Raw genomic sequence first — 17,924 nt, 5'->3', positions numbered from 1 at the left:
CAGTGGCTGGACGCACTGACGCGCGCGTGCTGCTTACTTGAGGCATTATATACTTCTTGATTTTTCGCAAAAAATGTCAAAACGGCCATCTCACTTGTTGGCAATATAGTCTCGCCTGCACCGAGGAAATATTGATGAGTGAATATAGTGTAAGAGTAAATCGAGCTTTGAATTATGCTCAGGAAAAGCTTCCAGTATCTGTTGAACTCGATGAAGTGGCACAGATAGCTGCTTTTTCTCCATACCACTTTCACCGTGTTTTTTTGCTGGTGGTTGGTGAAAATTTTGCCTGTTTTATGCGTAAAAGACGGCTAGAGTGGGCTGCAATGGAGTTGCTCAACACTAAACGAAGAATCCTAGATATCTCCTTGGATGCTGGATATGAAACTCAAGAAAGCTTTGCCAGGGCTTTTAAATACCACTTCTATACAACTCCGGGTAAGTTTCGGAGCAAAGTGAGAAGCCCAAAAGACGCCTTTCTTGGATTGAAATCAGCTTTTGAAATCCAAATAGGAGAGCTTATGAAACCTGAAATTGTTGAACGCGGTAGTTTCGTAGTGATCGGTGTCAAAAATGACTATGATAGTCCAGATTTTTCTGGTGCGTTATCTCAGTGGCAGGAGTTTTGGTCTAGAAGTCACGAAATTAAAACCACAAATACCAATTGTTATTACGGCCTATCAGCCGTTCCCACAAAAACACGACAAAAGAATGGCTGTTCGGGTATTTTCCAATATTTGACAGCTCGTGAGGCTGTTGATAGTGAAACAGTACCAGAAGGTATGACCAAGCTGACCATACCACCACAGAAGTATGCTAAGTATACTTTTACAGGGCCTGTATCAGGATTCCAAGCGTTTATTATGAACGTTTGGACCCACTATTTGCCTGAGTCGGGTTTGGAGGTTATTGAGTCGCCAGAGATTGAAGTATACGACGAGCGCTTTCGCTTGGATTCACACGAAAGTGAAATGGACTACTTAGTGCCAGTCAAGTAGTTCGCTTTCCTTTCAGAGAAAAATCTTTAATGGCACCGGAAAGCTGACTTGATTTATCAAAAGATAAAGCCAGCTCTCCACTCTATGATATAGAAAACCCCGTGATTGCGCTCCCTTATTCCAGAATAGTTGTCGTCTTCTGGCACTTACCAAGTCGTGTCAGATTGGTGCAATAATGATCCTGCAGCTTGTAAATCAACGTTGCAAAACCAAAAGGCTTCAAGCCGGCCAACCATAAAGGTACATGGCTGGCAGGGATATCATTGTAATGATTTAATACTTCATAAATCTATTTTTACCAGTGAAAAGGATTCAGATGGTGCAGCACTTCATTCTCCACCTTTTTGGTTACATCTCCGATGGATTTAAGACCTTGATTGACCTCATTTATAGGGTACTGAGCACTTTGCAAAGCAGCCTTAACGGTATTGTTATTGAGTTTTAAAGTATTTTTTAGAGTGCTTGCCACCTGGCTGGCACTTGCTCCAGTAGATTTCAGCCCTTCGGCGATACTATTTATCTCAACACCTGCATCATTTAGTGAATTAGCCAGCTGGGAGTTGGTTAAATTATAATCTTGGCTTAAGGATGAAGATATTGAGTCAATACTGTAGCTGGCATTTATCATGGCCTTGGCTGTCTTACTTGCATTATAACCGATGTCTTTGAGAATTGGGGTAGTTAGTTTTGCTGAAAATTGGTAACCACTTTTTAATCCACAGGCGATATTACTTACCGAATCTATCAGCCCGGCTTCAACCCAATGAGCCCACTGACTAGCATTGTTTAATAGTTTTTCAAAAATGGATTTAGCATCCGATATAATTTTTTGCTCAAAGGCCTTTATAATATCACTTAACTCGTGTGGCGTAGATTTAAGCTCGAAGACAGGTACAGTAAAGTCCATATTTTGGAAGGTAAATTCAGCACTAGCACTAACGATTAGCTGATTATTTTGTATATTTAATATAAGCGTAGCATTAACATCTGCTTTCAAGTGTAGATGTCCCATATGAAATGAGCATAAATTTGGTAAGGGAATAACACTATCAATACCATAAGTAAATTGGCTATGAAAATGACGATAGCTGTTAAGAACACAGCTCATTTTATTTTTGATGAGACTGCTGAAATCCAACTCGAAATTAATACCACGGTGATCTATAGTAGCGTCAATTTCATAATCAATGAGTTCTAAAAAAGATAGCTTTGCTTTAATGTGAAAGTAGGGGCTACTGGAAGTGCTCATTGTCATGACCAGCCCCCCACTGGGTACCAAATTTTTAGTTTTACATACTACTTTATCTGATTTAAGCTGATTGTTTTTTATAGGGTTTCCTTGGCCATCAACCCTTATATTGACGCCTTTACCATCACCATATAAATGAAAGATATTTCCCAATAAGATAGGTTCAGCCTGTATGTTAGCCTCAATGCCTCTATTTAAATCAAGGTTAAATTGTCCATAATATTTAAACCCTAAAATGTCTGCTGCTGAACTGAAGCTGAGACCAATATGGGATAAGGTGCCATCCGGTAAAGCAATGGGCTCTTGGGACCAGTAGAATGAAAGGTTTTTGAAACTTATAGGAAAGGGGATATTTGATCTTGTATTAGTAAATAAGATAAGTAACTCTTCAAGACTTATTTGGGACAGATAATAAGACAAGTAGGCAGGTTCTGGAACTTCCTCGACGATACTAAATACTAAGCCAAATTGGTTATCTTTGATGTCAGTTAACTTTGTATTGGATTCACCTAGATGAAAGCGGCCAGAAATACCTAAATCTAGTCCAGTGGGTTTAAAGAAAACCCCTATCTCCATGCCAAATTCATCTAAATGTAGCCCTTTAATTCCTGGCGGGGTTAGTAACGATTGATGAGGACTTTTGATATTGACTGCAACATTGGCTTCGATATTATCAATTACCATAGAGACTGTAGCAGATAATGGTTGACCAAATACATTAAAGAAAATATCACCTATAACTTCAAAAACAATAAATTGAAACAGAGGGTTAATGCTTAGTTTGACCTTAGGCTTTTTTATTTCTAAGGTACTACGACCCCCAGCTGGAATTGATAGGGTATCAAAATAACTATTTAAATTAATAGCCATAGGATTGATATCGATATTAAAAAGCAAACTGGATTCTTTGGTTATGGTATTGAGGTTACTTGCAGCTGGTAACTGTTGAGCAAGCAAGTTCATATCTAATTTTACCCAGATGTCTAGGGTGCCATTTTTTGTTTGTACATTCACATGTGATACTTGCACATCAGGAAAACCTACAGGCCAATCCCCACCCATGTTTTCGATAAGCGCTTTTAATGAATGACTATCGTCAAGTTTAGTTAATATATAGGTGTGATAACGCATCGCGAGGTTATAGCTTAAGAAACAACAATTCCTGTAATGCTTGGTATTTTTGAAATAATTATTTACTGAATTGATAAGGTCATTGCTGTTTTCATTCTTCCACAGAGCATTAAACTGTTTAATGGTATTTGCCGTTGAATGAGTCGCAGCAAATTTTATAAAATCAAGGCTATTAGCTAATGCACTTTGGCTTTGTTGAGTAACAATGAGGGGCGTAATAGAGCCTAGTGCAAGCCACTCTTTTACATAAACTGGAATATCAGAATCAGATAGTGTCGCCACAAAAAGAGTAGCTGATCTCAAAGGGGTGATATGACTAGTACTGTTTGCGGCTACAACGCCTAGTTTAGTAAGGCCTTTTTTGTAATTGTCTTTTTCATTTTTATAATAGGCGTCATAAATAATGATTTCTTTACTTAGTTTATTAGTAACCGAAATAGAATTCAGAGTAGTCATAATAATTACCTTATATACGCCTATGTGTGAATTTGGCTATATAATGATTAGCAATACTTATATTGTAATCGGCAGGAAAAAATTGTTTTAGGACAAGCCAACCAAAACTTCATTGGTTGGCATTTCATTTGTTGTTACTAAATAGTTCAATTACCCGTCCATTGGCTCTACATCTACTTCTGCATTCTCATTTTCAATATTAGTTTCTTCTTCATTTTCTTGTTCATTTATTTCTTCTAACGTTGCATCTTCTTCATTAGCAATCTTTTCTGAGCGTTTAATGTCATTTTGGATATCCTGACTTTCTTTCATGACATCCTCGTTTAAGCTTTCTTCGATCTTGAGGCGGCTAGTGTCTAAGCGGTCTTGAACATTCTGAAAGTTTAGAATTTCATTATTTTCAAATCCCATTAATGTTTCAGCTTGGGCCTCAATATCTGCATTTGCACCACCATCTAGTTTCATCTCTTGCTTAATCATGGACTCTTGTGCGGTTTCTTCTGAATTAATTGATTCTTTAATGTCTGTCACTTCCTTTTTAATACCTTTAAGTTCGGTAGTAATACTTTCAAGGTTTTTGTTAAATTCCTCATTAACTGCCTTGGTTTCTTCTGCTGTTCTAGCGGCAGATTTTTTACTTCTATACGATATATACTTTTCTGCTACCATAAATAGTATAAAACCTGCATTCATCGACAGCCCTGTAATAGTGGCTGCACTGAATCCATTATTGCTGCTACTAGAACTTGAATGAGAGTGCGAGGCTAAATCTCTTTTGCTTTTGGTTCCTAATACTTTAGTACTATTAATCGTGCCAGATAAGGATGGACTAATTGTAGAGTCTACATAAGTCCAGGTTGGACTCAAACTGATGGATAAAGCACTATTTCCTACAGAGGCCTCTTGGATATTACCCTTCTTAATAGCCAGATTAACCTTAGAGTTATCTTTAGTCACTGAGGCAGTAGTACCGCTGTTGGTTACTTTGATGCTCGCTGTTGCTATTTCAGATATGGGAGCAGTAGATGAACCAGGTACGGAGTACAGATAGTAAGTATCCTCCTGCCAAGCGGAAAACCCGTTAAATAGCCAAAGATTCATAGCAGCCCAGCTGGTGACATTACATTTGCTAAAGTTATTTAAACCTAAAAAGTAGTTGTTCACTGCCGACTCAAAGTTATTACTCTTGTTATTTTTTATGATGGATTGAAATTTTGTAGCGGTATTACTGAGAGGGTTAGCCGTAATGTATTTAATAAATTTGAAGGCTTGTTCCATACCTAGCTGATGGTCACTGGTAATAGTATGGGTATAATTGCTATCAAAAGGAGTAATATTAAAGCTAGCAATGGGAAATTGTTGGTAATAGTCAGTTGTAATACCTGATACAGAACCTGAGTGAGTTATTGCTAAATAGCTGACTGCATGCAATGTATCGATACTCAAGGTGCCACCGGCAGGAATAGAACCCAGTTTGGTAATAGCCATACTACTAGCACCTTTAGCTGTATAGTGATCATATACATCAATAGAAATAGCTAAAGAATTTTTAAAGGTAACTTTTGGATTTGTCATGGTATTCTCCTTCTTTAAGGATAGTTTTTTGATCAAGGAATCAGTTGTGAGATGACTGTTCTATCATTTAAACAAGCAGCCATTTCTAGCGAGAATTAACAGAGAGTGTTTCTTTAAGCGAACTGGTATAGGGTGTCTTTAAGTAAAAGTAGTTTTTCTATAAAAGCAATCTATATAGAAATATGTTTGGTAAACAATATTACCTAGTTCGTGAATTGAATATAAACATCAAGAGTATATTCCACAAATCGTTTGGGATTACACTAGTAGTTTTGGGATTAAAAGTGCTATGGCCGGGATAATACACGGCAAGATAGGGATAAAGCATTAAATATCCAGATCAGATTTTTTAAATCTGACATTGTTTAAGCTACACCCCTAGCATATCCCACATACGACAAATAGCGTTATCCTATCCAATAACGCCTCCTTTCATCCCAAAATAACTTGCTTTATCCCATACTGCTTGAGACCAAAATTCTTATTACCTATAGTCACTCTGGCCATTTAACGATGGATTTTTTAATAAGGATTTTAAACCATGCGCTTTTTTAAAAAACACAGTATTTGCTTACTTGCTACTGCATCTCTACTATCAACTATCGTTAGTGCAGATGACTATATTACATCAACTGAATACTTGAGAGACTCAAGTAAGTACCCGCCAAAAGTTTGCGAAATGGATTTGTTTACGATGACGGGATTGATACAGGTGGAATTTATTTTGTCGGATATATGGTTACCAAAAGAGGTGTGTGACCGTGCCAAGCAAGTGGGGCGGAAGTTTGAAAAGGATCTCTCACGCTGGCATGTAGATACATTATGTGGATATGTCGTTGTTGGGACAGGTAATGACCGCTCCACTGGAGACTTGGCGCCTGGGTGTAACAAGACATCGCGCTTAAAGAAAAATTACCAACTGGATAGACGGGGCAATACCTGGGAATGTGATGCTTCCATTAGTACCAGTACACCAACGGATGGGCGTTATCCGTTGCATATTACAAGGCAGACCCATTTCTCGTGTCAAATCGTAGACTATGGCGTTATTTTCACTTCAGAAGCGTATTAATTGCGTTCAATGTTCAAATAGGATCTAGGACAGTCAAACGCTGTCCTAGATCCTATTTGGTCTAGCAATCCTCTGGAACCATCGGATTCTGCAGCCTCTCGATCTTCACCCCTTTCCTCCTGGCGAACATGGCTTCGTTAAGGCTCGCTCCGGTGTGTTGGAGTTTTCATAGTCTCGTTAATAGCTTGTTCAACAGCGCGTTGTGTCAGTAGCGATTTAAACGTTTTGCATTGCTAAATCAACAACTTGGTGGATTACTAAGCAAAATTCGAATAGCCATATAACTTAAATGCTGTTGTTTTTTTAATCGACTTTTAGCATTCTGGTAGTGGCTGGTAGGGTTATTGCTGAGTCGCTTACGTCCTGCCAGATGGAGAAGTCTTGCAGCAATACCCCTATTGGCCGCCATTCATATAGCTGGAAATCTATAATGTGGCATAGAATGGATGACCCTATACTCACTGATAGCACGCTTTATGATGAGAGTAGCCATGTCACTTTATGATTTTCCAGCTATACCGCCTTGGCCCACTGGCGGTTTTCTTTTATGAAAGCCCTGAAAATCGTTGCTCAAAACACTCAATCGCTCCTAACGGCTTAGAGATAAAAAGGTAGTTGTTGAAGGCGATCAAGGGGCAGTACTTTTTGAAATAACACTTCTAAGATATAGGTTCTATTGGTTCTTAAAAATGAAGTCAATCGATTTTCTGGCACAAATAAGAAAAAGCAAAGTCATGTATTTATTTAGAGAGAGATGATGTTATACCAAACCTTCTTTGCATGTTCTTTAGCTAGAAAGCATCGCTAAATGCTTCAGAAAGTTTGGTGGGAAATAATTTAGTATTTATTAGTGTGTTGTTGATACTTTTTCCCGACTAATCAAAATCACAGCAGCTACCACCATGAAACCACCCGCTATTCGATATAAATTAAGTTCTTCATTTAAAATTAACACTGCAAGGAAAATGGTTACTATTGGTTCTAATGTGGATAAAATTGCAGTATCAGAAGCGCCAATAATCATATTACCTAAGTTGAGTGCAATGATAGGGAGAACCGTACTAAAAATAATTAATCCTGCAATTGCTAACCAGCCACTGGTTTGTTGAGGCAGTTTGACTTCACTGGTGACTAAAGCGGCTAATGTATAAGTGACTGCTGCACCAATGAAAATGTAAGTCGTACTCACCATAATATCTTTATTGGTTAGAAAGTGATTTGATAATAAAATATAAAGTGCGTAACCAAGTGCGGCAGTTAAGCTAAGTAAAATACCGATTAGGCTTCCTTCAGGCGTTAATCCAACTGAGAAAAGTACCCCCACAAGGGCTATGGTTAATGCGGTTATTTTCAGTTTGCTTAATTGCTCTTTAAATACAAACCTGGCCAATACCATCACAAAAACAGGAAACAAATACAGTAGAATAACGACTAAGCTTGCGGAGGCATACTGTATAGCTGAGAAGTAGCATAGAGCAATAACAGCGTAGATAATACCCAGAAACATGCTTGGCCAGCATAGCTTATTCATTGGCTTATTTTGTAGCTGCAGCACCACAAGCAAGCAGATGGATGCCCCTATGAACCGTATCCATAACAACCCTGCTGGATTGGCGCCTGTCGTATAAATGACAGCAGCAAATACGGGCTGAAAGGCAAATGTGACTGCAGCAAATAAAATACATGTGGCGCCTATTGGCCATGACTTGGTTTGCATATAATAACTTAGAAGCTAATAACCCACTGGGGGTATAAATTATTGAGTTTGGTCGGTATTGTGATGAAGCATTTAACATAGTGATTTTTATATGAGTTAGACAGCTGAGTGCTTATCTAATTAAGACGATTGCTTATCTAAAAAGACTAAATCGGGTTATGCTTACCAGTTAAGCATGGCTGACTAATAAAAATTGGTAGTAGTATGGCAAACACAAAGGCAGACAAAAAACACTGGTCGAAAGTCGAGTATCTTCACCAAACGGTTACCAATCCAAATATTCATATTAAAGGCTCGCATAGTTATTACAGTGATGCTTGGTCAGGTTGCTTTGAAGACTCAGTTGTTCGCTATTTATATGGTGATGCATATAGTCAGGCAACCTGGACGCCCCAGTGGGAAATAGATCAGTTGTATATTGGTGATTATGTTTGCATTGGTGCTGAAGTGGTTATTGTGATGGGAGGGAATCACACCCACCGGATGGATTGGTTTAGCCTTTATCCCTTCGCTGATAAAGTGACTGATTCATACCTAGGGAAGGGTGATACGGTGATTGGTGATGGGGTATGGATTGGTATGCGAGCGATGATTATGCCTGGTGTGAATATTGGTGAAGGGGCTGTTATTGCAGCCAATGCAGTAGTTACCAAGAGTGTGCTTCCATATTCTGTAGTAGCAGGTAACCCAGCAAAAGTAATTAAAGCGCGGTTTTCTGATGAGGTTATTGAAAGCCTGTTGGTTTTAGCAATATATGACTGGCCTGAGGAAAAGTTTGCTGCAATGCGTCAATGGATGTGTGCTGATAATATTGAGCAGCTTGAAGCTGCTTCGCTAGTTTATGATAATGAGCAAAGAAAGTAGATGGTAATTATTATAGGTACTCATAAGGCTAAAACAGCTCTACGGTACCTTGTGTAGGTTTACGATTGATGGATTGAATATACTCAGTTTCACGTTGTTGAATGGTGTTGTTATGTAGGGAACGTAATTTTTTCATTTTAACTGCACCAGAGTCTGAAAAATACAAGACTTTACGTGGGTAAATATCTCCCAAGTCTTCTGCAATAATGTGTAAGTTTTCATTGATTAGATATTTTCTGACAAAGTCTATATTTCGTTTGCCAATATTGGTCATATTCTGCAGAACTTGTCCTCCTCCAAACAACTTAATCTCTAAATTACACTTACTACCGCCCTGCTTAAGGATTTCGTTTATCAGGTATTCCATTGCCCAATTGCCATAACGCATTGAAGAGTTTAGTTCTGTCGCCTTAGCAGGCCCATTATTAATATCCCTTTGAGCAGGCAACATAAAGTGGTTCATTCCACCAATTTTAGTGTTTTTATCGCGTATACAGGCTGAAATGCAAGAACCAAGCACGGTTGAAATCATTTCACCCTGAGTGCTGACATAAAATTGGCCAGGTAGTATTTTGGCAGTAGGTATATTCCAACGTTTATCCCAATAACGGTTAATATTTTCAAAACCTGCTAAAGGGACAGGTAACTGATACTGGTGGCGCCTGTTCATACCTTTTCTTTTTTCTCTAACTGATTCGTTGATATATGGTACGACCTAATGGTGTAAAATGTTTATTGCTATTAGGTAGGTTTTCAGCGTGGCCAATGTACAGATAACCATTGGGGTTTAATATCTCCGCATACCTATCAATAAGAGCTCCCCGTATATCTTGGTCAAAATAAATCATTACATTTCGGCAAAAAATAATGTCAAACTTGCCTTTCATCGGCCAGGCATTTAATAAGTTTAATTGATTAAATGTTATTATTTTTTTGAGTGAATCTTTCACTTTTACTTTACTGTCATTAAGTGAATGATAGAACCATTTTTTATGTCTATCGCTACTGATGGTTTCAGTTTGATCTAGACGATAAATACCTGCTTTGGCACAGTTAAGCACATTTGAGTCTAAATCTGTAGCTAACAGTTTAGCATTCCACCTAGGGTTGATCATTTCGCGCATAATAATAGCAATAGAATAGGGCTCTTCACCAGTTGAACAGCCGGCAGACCAGATACGGACGCGTTTATCATGTTGATGGTGATAAATCGTTTCACGAAGGGCTGTTTTTTCTAAGAAGTCGAAATGGTGTGGTTCACGAAAAAAAGAGGTTAAATTGGTCGTAATTGCATTAATAAATTCTTTATATTCTTTATTATTTTCTTTCTTAAGCAGGTCACAATATTGAGAGAAATTTTTTAGCTTAAGGCTACGCAAGCGGCGAACAAGGCGCCCATATATCATATTTCTTTTATGCTCACGAAGTGTAATTCCAGAGATATCATAAGCAACTTGCTGAATGAAAGCAAAGTCACTATCGCTCATAGGAAACTCTCGGCATAAGTAATCATTATTTACTTGAACTGTCATAATTTATTGTAATTTAATAGCTATATGATAAATAAATGATTGACTATGTCCGGGCAGTACTTTTTATTTTTACCGCTCTTTTGAGTATAGGGCATCTCTAATAATTGTTTATGGCCTCTACGCAAGCTGACGGGCTCTTGTCCTGTATTGGCTTGCCCATAGATTATTTATTATTTTACTAAGAGGGAGAAAGCCTTGGGATCACCAAGGCTTATGGATATTAGGTAACAAATACAGTTTAAGTTTAATGTTATTGTGCAGTTAATATTGTGCTTACGGTATGATGACTGGCTAAATTCTCATTGGTTGATGTGGTAGTTATCTTGGCTTTTTCATTAAAACCACTCATGGCCTGCACTAATTGGTCTAGGTCTAGGTCATGGCTACTATAGGTTTCTCCAAGTTGATTTTTGACTTGAAGATGACGATATTGGGCTCCTTTAAACCAGTCTTTCACAATAACCTGTTGATTAAGATTGGCAGCATTAAGCAACAATAGGCTATTGTCCTCCCGTTTAATGCTGAGGCTTTCAAAGCGTAAATTAGCCCATTCAAGAGTGTCTACTTTATTATCTAGAGCATGGTTTTCTATTATGAGGGTAGTCTCTTGCTCAGTTAATGCATAAGTATCATTGCCATTGCCACCAGTAACATGGTTAAGCCCTTTACTTGTACGTAACCAGTCGTTTCCATTACCCATTTGTACAAACACTTTAGTTTGACTTAGCTGGTTTAATTGTTGGGTATATGCTCGGCCTTGATGTTCCCATCGATAGTAACCACCCATTAAGTCTACCTTATATGATGTGTTCTTAGCATAAGTTAAATTAAGGTATTGCAACTGTAGTGTCTGATTAACGAGCGCAAAATTAAGCTCGCCTGCTTGCTGGTTTGCTTCATCAACCACTGACACACTTAAATGATGTTTTTGTTGCTGAAACCAGTCGATTAGTTGTACATCAGTTGTAAGATAAGTAAAAGTCAAGTGGCGACCTTTTCTTTGCAAAGAGAGATTTTGCAGGCCTTGAGTAAAACGTAAGGTGTCTTGTTTCTCATCAGCTGCTGTGTTGTCAATTTCAACTTTGGTTTCATTGCCTTGTATTTGGTAAGTATCGAATCCTTCACCACCTTTTAAATAGCCACCACCTGCTCCGGCCACTAGTGTATCGTTACCTGCATGGCCCATAATGGTGTCAAACCCTTGATCCCCATGTAACCAGTTGTCGTTATTATTACCTAGTATCAGGTCGTTGTTTTGACTGCCACGGGCATGATCTACTTGTCGGCTAGCGAGCCTACTGGATTGCCGCTGCCCTTGATTATTTTGATAGCTAATGGTGTTAGCTGCCAAGTCAAGTCTAATGGCCTGAGTACCTAATTGTTCAGATAGTTGGATCGCTGCTAACGGTAATTGGCCTTGCTCATTCGGCTGGTTAGCAAATGAATATTTGTTACCCAGCATATCTACAATAGTGAGGTGTTGATAGGCCCTACCTGAAAAGTAACTGTCTACTTTAGCAACTGTTATTTGGTTTGCTTGCTGCTGTTGGAAATAGCTATACAGCAGCTGTAGTTGACTATTATTTGTTAGGTTAGTTTTAACTGGGTTAGCCAATGCACTGATTAATTGATTAATATTTAGCTGCTTGGTTAATTGAGTAGCAAGGGCTTTAGGTAGTTTACTTGTGATTTGCTCAGCTAAATTTTCATTGTCTTTAGTTTTAACGACTAAAGAGTGTAACTGTTTAATTAAACGCTGGTAACCAAGCCAACGACTATCAATGGATATTACCAAGTCATTCGCTGATTGGTTGGCGGTTAATGTAGCTAAGTTAGTAATTAAGTAGTCATCTGCTGGTTGCTGTGGTTCATCTTTAGGCTGCCTGCCTACCCAATGGTTAGCATGATGTTTCGACTGGAAGTCTAACGTACGCTGCCAGTCATCATCTTGATAAGAAAGTTTCTGTTCTCTTAACCGCTTTCCACCAGAAAAGTAATCATCGTATAATTCTTGCCAATTCTTTTGAAAGTGGTCATCAAAATTATTAATGACATCAATTGAATTATCTTCAATAAAATCATCTAACTGAATAATGTAGCTATCACTACCTTTACCGCCTGTTAAAATATCGTTTCCTGTGCCACCAGCCAGTTGGTCGTCACCTTCATTGCCGTTTAATTGATCATCACCTGCATAGCCTGCTAGGGTATTACTTTGATCATTACCAATAAATTGATCATTTTTATCTGAACCAATTAAATGTTCTATACCTGATACTTCAAACCCATAACTGTAAGGTGTATCACCAGTACCTGTTGTTAAATTAATGCTGACACCTTGTTCTCCCTTTTGCATATATCGGCCAGAGAAATAGCTTCTTACTGATAAGGTATCTTCACCAAGGCCACCAAAAAATTGTGATTTGCCATTGTCTGCATTACCTTCTCCATGGCGCCAGCCAGTTAGTTCAAAAATATCGGCTTTATTACCACCAAATAAATGCTTTCTACCCCAGCCGGTTATTTTAAAAATATTACGCCTTTGTTGGTCACCCTGGGCGGCATCATAACCATTACCTAGCATAAATAAGGTAGAGCCATTAACTGATAAGCTGCCTTTGGTTTTGACTAATGCAGGTTTTGGAGTATGGCCAAATACATGCCCTGATGAGTGTGGTGGCACATGTTTGTTGTATTCTTTGCGTTGCTCTGGAGATAAGTTATGGTAGTCATGGCGGCCCATTACACCACCAAATACTTTACCATAATGGGTTTCAATATGGCCCTGGCTATACACTAATTTATCAATTCCTGATTCAGTCAGGGTTTGAAATTGTTGGTTAATTTGCTGTTGATAAGCTTTCCAGGTTTGATTGTAAGCTGCTTGGTTTTGAATATCTTCAGGTACTGGGAAACCAAAAAACACAGCTGCTCCGGCACGCCATAAATCCCCTTCACTGATACCGGTTGCACGGAGGTTATTGGTTACTCTAACTGCATTATAAACCCCTTGTGCAATACTGATTGCCAGGCCAATGGCAGCCCCGATTGGACCAGCAGTAACCGTAATTAATGAGGCAATACCCGTTGCAATAGAAACAATAGTGCCTGCTATTGCTAATGAACCTGCTACCAAATGATCGGTTCTCTCTACACCTGCCGTTTGGCTGGCAGCTTTAAAAGAATCTACTGCATACCAAGTGCCTAAGCCTGCACCAATAAAATTCATGGCAGCGCCAAGTTTACCTGCAGTATTTGCTAATTTGCTGGATAAACTTTGAATACGTTGGCTATTGGCAATTAAATCTAAGGAAATATCTAAGACATCTGTTGTAGAGCCAAGCCCTTCTTTGGCAGCATCATAATAATTGCCTGATTTAGTTGCAGCCAGAGTTTGATAAATAGAACCAGGTAGTCTTGCCAGCTGTAGACCCATATTAATACGACTAATGTTTCTAGCAATGGGAGTCAGTTTGCTGCCATGCTGCTGGGGGTTGCCATAAAGACTACGTTGTTGCTGATCAACCTCAGTTAATGTTTTTAACGTTTGTTCCAGTTGTTTATTAAGAGTGGCGAGCTTGGGTTCGCTTGCCTCTAAATTAGCTATCGTGGCAAGCCGCTTCAGCAAAATCTGCTGGGCATCATTATCTCCACTTAAACTTAAGGGGGACTCACCTGTGTGTTGTAATCGCTGAACTAACAATAATGTCTGATAAGCCTGATCACCATCAACTGTCTTCAACCAGTGATTAATATGGTTAGCATCCAGACTCAATTGTTGTCTTGCGAGTAGCGGTTCTAAGTTGGTTAACTCTGCTATTTGTTGGCCTGAAAGCCGCTGCCTGTTCTGACTTAAACCTAAGCTCCATAAATCTATCCGACTTAAACTAATGTCGGCTATCTTAACTCGACCCAATAGATTATCTGTCTCTAACAGCCGTTGCCAAGTGGGGATGATTGGTGTTGAGATTTTATCAATGGTTTTACTGTTAGCAGCTAAATCTGTTGTAACCTCAGTTAATTGCCACTGCTTTGTATTTATATTGAGTTCTTTGAATAATGCTCTTAGCGATTTTATGGTGGGTAATTGGTAAGTTTTCGCTGTATCGGCATGATAAAGAGTTAGCTGGTTTTTTTGCTGAACCAGTGCAAACTGCTGACTTTTAAGCTTCAAACGATAGAGTAAGGTTTGTTGATTACCACTAAATGACCTTAAGGTAGCTATAAGTGGGTTAATGTTATTACCGCTCACAAGCTCATTGGTGCCAGTGATTGAGATGGTTTTTATTTGATCTGCAAAAGTTATACGCTGCTGACTGTCGTTATCAACCTCTGTTGGTAGAGCTGATGATAAAGCAGTTAGTTTTACTTGGTTTGTAGCAAACTCCAAACCATTGTCCAGATTCTTGGCTGCTGTTGTTAAGAATGCATTTTCCAATTCTGTGGGAGTAAGGCTTAATTTGGTTGCAGCACTGCTTTCAGCATCAAGCGCAGGGCGGAGTAGCTCACTAAGCTCTACCTGGCTTTTGATGCCTACCATCAGGGGGCGTAATACATCGGAGCGCAAAATACGTTTACCAACACTATGTAATGCCGCTGTAAATATGCTGCGTTTATCCCGACCAAATAAATTGGTCAAGCCTTCTTTATGGTGGAATAAAGCTGTTAATAGCTCTTGGTTGGTTTTAGAAAGCTGTTCATCATTAGCTAAATCGGCTAAGAAACGTTCTCTTTCAAAGGTTAGAATTTTGGTTTGCTTATGGCCCCATGAAATTTTAAATAAAGGTTTTAGTGGCTCAGTATTGGGGCCTCTGATTAATTCGACTACATGGATAATAGGGCGAAATGGGTTGGGAATGTTCCAAGGCTTTTTACTCTTTACTGTCGTAATTTCACTAATGTAACGGTTAACATCTATCTTATGTCGTTTGAAGTAATTGGGGTTATTTACGAGTCGCTTAATAAATCGCCGGTCCAACTCTGGACCAAAGCCTAAGGCATCAGCTGCTTCAATAAGGGTAATGATTTTGTCTTGGATTCGATCTGAACTTTGGGTATAGGTCTCCCCCGTTTTTACCGATCGTAGATGCTCACTGACTTGGCTAAATAATTGCCACTGACTATTTACATCCTGGCTTTTAACTAACTGTACTGCAGTGTCTAGCAACTTTAGCTGGTCTGGTCGGGTACGAATATCTGATAAGGCTTCACGATAAAGGCGACGGTAGTGGTCATTACCAGAACCAAATTGCCTTTCAAGCTTATTTAATACTCTGTCAGCGCTGTAGTGAGGGTTTTTTAAAAGTTGTCGATAGATTTTTTGCCAGACTCTGGCTGGTGCCTGGTCTTTAGAGTATTGATAGAGGTTATTTACGCGATCAAGTAATAGCTGGCGCAGTGATTCTTGAGAATCGCCTTCACTCGATAAAATAGCCTTTTCAGCATCAGAGGGTGTTTCAATGATATCAAAACGGCGGTTCATATATTGGGCAACTGCTTGAGTAAAACCGACACCACCAATGGTTGCACCAACACCGGCAAATAATACGGCACTGACACCAATTCCATAAGGGCCACCTAAGATCATGCCTAATTGGCCTGCGGTTAATACGACATTACCAAAAATATCAACTATATGTGCATTACGTTGGCTAGTATAAAACTGGTTAATAATACCTTTAACTTGTCGTAATTCAGGACTGGAGTTGATAAGTTCATTGTTACGTAATGTACCTAACCACTCGTTAAGGGTTTTAACTTCTTTAATACCTAAACCAGCCTTTGCCAAGCCTGCTACCACCATTTGGGCTTGGCCAATGACATTAAATGTGTCGCCAATCGTGCCTATCATTTGCCCATAGGGAATGGCGCTTTCACCAATTAAGAGTTGACTGGTCGCTCTAGCTTCAAATGAAATCATGCCCCAATACATAGAGCCTAAGCCAGACTCAGTAAAGTTTCCTGCCAAACGGCTTTCAATAAACTTTAACCACTTTTCTTCTTGACCACTTCTAAGCTCTGCAATTTGTTGCAATAGTGTTTGAGTTTCTGGTGATTTGGGATCAAACAGGTTGGCTTTATCTAAAGTCTTCAGTAGCTGATTAATATTTTCACTGTTATGGTTGCTATCACTAGCAGACAGTTGTTGTTCGATGGTTGCCCTATGTGCGGATATACTATCTATTAGTTGTCTTACTTGAGTAATAGCGTCGCTAATTTCAGTATTATCATTTAGCTTAAGCTGGCTAAACTGTTCAAATAGCGCTTTTTTAAACCGCAACTGTTTAACCAGGGTATCTACATTAGGTGGTTGGTCATTATTCAATAGTTGCTCTTTAGCTAACAGTTCAGCCTTTAATGTGTTTGTTAATTCTTCCTTTAATTCGTTGATATTTTCTTTTAGTTCTACAAATTCATCAGCAGCTTCATTTCGCTCTTCTAATGCACCTAGCCAACCTTTATGTACCACTGCAATAAAACCAGGATATAAGCCCAATGCTTGTACTGTTTGTACAATCTTTCTAGGTAACCCAGAGTTTTCTAGACTTACAGCTAAATCATCACCACCATCAATAACCAGTACAGGGCCACTTTCTCCTGATGCAATAGGGGATACATTATGACCATTGCGGCCTCTCAACTTTCGAAATAGCCATGCTAGATGTTTCGACCGATTTCTTTTATAGCCTTTTTGTAGAGCTGTCTGTGCATCATCCAGTTTCGTAAAGTGCATAGTTTGCTCTAAAGGGCCACCACTGACTTTCCAGAAAAAGCCATTTAAGCTGCTTTTAGAAATAGAGACGCTATAGGTACTTTCAAGAGAATTTTTAAGTTGTTCACCAGAGGTTGGGTTTGATAAGTCGTTTATATTTTGAGCCATCAGTACAATCTACTCCAGATGGTGTGTGCTAGATAAAATAGAAGTTAGTAAAGCAGGAGATACCTGGACCTATATTGGTTTGAGGTTTCTTTAGTCAAAAAATTAGGCGCTTGGATATCCCTCTGCAATACCCAGGTTAGATACAGCCAAAGTGGAAGAGGTATTGATTAAGTAGGGAATCAATAAGTAGATGGTTGGCTTTGTGTTGGCTGCTATACATTCAATTTGGGCTATTAAGTTACAAGACAATCTGAAGAATATAAATGATAATGATTTATATTTGCGGTGTAGTTATTGTAACAGTTAGTGTCATTGTGTAAATCTTGCCAAAAGTAGAAAGGAGTAGTGCCAATATATAGCCAAATGATTCCATCATACTATGAATTTTTACTATTGGTGCAACTATACCTTTCAAACATGATTTCTAGGTTCACCGGGATAAGCCTGCTA

General features: G+C 38.8%; 10 protein-coding genes. 3 read left to right on the top strand and 7 right to left on the bottom strand.

Going from position 1 to position 17,924, the window contains the following annotated elements; genetic code table 11:
- Window positions 1-134: 134 nt before the first annotated feature.
- Window positions 135-998: an AraC family transcriptional regulator gene (locus tag ORQ98_RS13580; RefSeq protein WP_274689354.1), complete on the top strand. Its 864-nt coding sequence runs from the start codon at window positions 135-137 to the stop codon at window positions 996-998.
- A gap of 295 nt (window positions 999-1,293) precedes the next feature.
- Here the strand turns inward: ORQ98_RS13580 and ORQ98_RS13575 are convergent, their stop codons facing one another.
- Together ORQ98_RS13575 and ORQ98_RS13570 are read right to left on the bottom strand one after the other, a co-directional pair.
- Window positions 1,294-3,834 carry a hypothetical protein gene (locus ORQ98_RS13575; RefSeq protein WP_274689353.1) on the bottom strand — a complete coding sequence of 847 codons (2,541 nt, stop codon included), beginning with the start codon at window positions 3,832-3,834 and terminating at the stop codon, window positions 1,294-1,296.
- 150 nt (window positions 3,835-3,984) lie between these two features.
- Entirely contained in the window at window positions 3,985-5,409 is a 1,425-nt protein-coding gene (locus ORQ98_RS13570; RefSeq protein WP_274689352.1) for a hypothetical protein, read from the bottom strand.
- Between the two features lie 694 nt (window positions 5,410-6,103).
- Between ORQ98_RS13570 and ORQ98_RS13565 the strand changes: the two genes are divergently transcribed.
- A complete protein-coding gene (locus tag ORQ98_RS13565; RefSeq protein ID WP_274689351.1) occupies window positions 6,104-6,481 on the top strand; it encodes a hypothetical protein in 378 nt (125 codons plus the stop codon).
- Window positions 6,482-6,719: 238 nt separating this feature from the next.
- Here the strand turns inward: ORQ98_RS13565 and ORQ98_RS13560 are convergent, their stop codons facing one another.
- Window positions 6,720-6,890, bottom strand: coding sequence for a hypothetical protein (locus ORQ98_RS13560; protein ID WP_274689350.1), 171 nt, complete (start codon window positions 6,888-6,890; stop codon window positions 6,720-6,722).
- A 438-nt stretch (window positions 6,891-7,328) separates the two neighbouring features.
- Window positions 7,329-8,198 carry a DMT family transporter gene (locus ORQ98_RS13555; protein ID WP_274689349.1) on the bottom strand — a complete coding sequence of 290 codons (870 nt, stop codon included), beginning with the start codon at window positions 8,196-8,198 and terminating at the stop codon, window positions 7,329-7,331.
- Window positions 8,199-8,402: 204 nt separating this feature from the next.
- Between ORQ98_RS13555 and ORQ98_RS13550 the strand changes: the two genes are divergently transcribed.
- On the top strand, window positions 8,403-9,062 hold the full coding sequence (locus tag ORQ98_RS13550; protein ID WP_274689348.1) for a CatB-related O-acetyltransferase: 660 nt from the start codon (window positions 8,403-8,405) through the stop codon (window positions 9,060-9,062).
- A gap of 28 nt (window positions 9,063-9,090) precedes the next feature.
- Here the strand turns inward: ORQ98_RS13550 and cheD are convergent, their stop codons facing one another.
- The 3 genes from cheD to ORQ98_RS13535 all read right to left on the bottom strand — a co-directional run bounded on the left by cheD (window position 9,091) and on the right by ORQ98_RS13535 (window position 17,474).
- Complete coding sequence (gene cheD, locus ORQ98_RS13545) at window positions 9,091-9,732, bottom strand: chemoreceptor glutamine deamidase CheD (protein ID WP_274689347.1); 642 nt, start codon at window positions 9,730-9,732, stop codon at window positions 9,091-9,093.
- 16 nt (window positions 9,733-9,748) lie between these two features.
- Window positions 9,749-10,549 carry a CheR family methyltransferase gene (locus ORQ98_RS13540; protein ID WP_274689346.1) on the bottom strand — a complete coding sequence of 267 codons (801 nt, stop codon included), beginning with the start codon at window positions 10,547-10,549 and terminating at the stop codon, window positions 9,749-9,751.
- A 295-nt stretch (window positions 10,550-10,844) separates the two neighbouring features.
- Window positions 10,845-17,474, bottom strand: a complete 6,630-nt coding sequence (locus tag ORQ98_RS13535) for a hypothetical protein (RefSeq protein WP_274689345.1) — start codon at window positions 17,472-17,474, stop codon at window positions 10,845-10,847.
- Between the last annotated feature and the right edge of the window lie 450 nt (window positions 17,475-17,924).

The sequence above is a fragment of the Spartinivicinus poritis genome, from assembly GCF_028858535.1.
Lineage (GTDB): Bacteria > Pseudomonadota > Gammaproteobacteria > Pseudomonadales > Zooshikellaceae > Spartinivicinus > Spartinivicinus poritis.
This window is presented reverse-complemented; position numbering and strand designations above follow the sequence as displayed.

Excerpts from the sequence above, each read along its gene's own strand:
- ORQ98_RS13560 (WP_274689350.1), bottom strand. The coding sequence starts at position 6,890 with ATGGCGGCCAATAGGGGTATTGCTGCAAGACTTCTCCATCTGGCAGGA.
- ORQ98_RS13535 (WP_274689345.1), bottom strand. The coding sequence starts at position 17,474 with ATGGCTCAAAATATAAACGACTTATCAAACCCAACCTCTGGTGAACAA.
- ORQ98_RS13580 (WP_274689354.1), top strand. The coding sequence starts at position 135 with ATGAGTGAATATAGTGTAAGAGTAAATCGAGCTTTGAATTATGCTCAG.
- ORQ98_RS13555 (WP_274689349.1), bottom strand. The coding sequence starts at position 8,198 with ATGCAAACCAAGTCATGGCCAATAGGCGCCACATGTATTTTATTTGCT.
- ORQ98_RS13575 (WP_274689353.1), bottom strand. The coding sequence starts at position 3,834 with ATGACTACTCTGAATTCTATTTCGGTTACTAATAAACTAAGTAAAGAA.
- ORQ98_RS13570 (WP_274689352.1), bottom strand. The coding sequence starts at position 5,409 with ATGACAAATCCAAAAGTTACCTTTAAAAATTCTTTAGCTATTTCTATT.
- cheD (WP_274689347.1), bottom strand. The coding sequence starts at position 9,732 with ATGAACAGGCGCCACCAGTATCAGTTACCTGTCCCTTTAGCAGGTTTT.
- ORQ98_RS13540 (WP_274689346.1), bottom strand. The coding sequence starts at position 10,549 with ATGAGCGATAGTGACTTTGCTTTCATTCAGCAAGTTGCTTATGATATC.
- ORQ98_RS13550 (WP_274689348.1), top strand. The coding sequence starts at position 8,403 with ATGGCAAACACAAAGGCAGACAAAAAACACTGGTCGAAAGTCGAGTAT.
- ORQ98_RS13565 (WP_274689351.1), top strand. The coding sequence starts at position 6,104 with ATGACGGGATTGATACAGGTGGAATTTATTTTGTCGGATATATGGTTA.